The organism is Pseudomonas sp. 43(2021) (assembly GCF_017490805.1).
GTDB lineage: Bacteria > Pseudomonadota > Gammaproteobacteria > Pseudomonadales > Pseudomonadaceae > Aquipseudomonas.
Genome location: NZ_JAFGYJ010000658.1, coordinates 1 through 222, shown reverse-complemented (window position 1 = coordinate 222; position 222 = coordinate 1). Strand labels below are relative to the sequence as shown.

Here is a 222-nt window from a genome sequence, read left to right as displayed (position 1 = left end):
CCGCGACCCTGACTGCTTCGCCAAGCGTCACCGAAGGTGGCGTGATCACCTACACCGTGACCCTGAGCAACCCAGCGCAGACCCCGGTGACCGTGACCCTGTCCAATGGCCAGACCATCACCATCGAGGCTGGCAAGACCCAGGGCAGTGTTGACTTCGAAACCCCGGCCAATGACGTCTACAACAACGGCTCGACCGTTAGCGTGACCATCGAGAACGCCA

At 61.7% G+C, this 222-nt stretch carries 1 protein-coding gene; it reads left to right on the top strand.

The annotated features are described in order from the left end of the window. On the top strand, positions 1-222 hold a 222-nt coding region (locus J5M71_RS29165; RefSeq protein WP_207839169.1), incomplete at both ends, for an immunoglobulin-like domain-containing protein.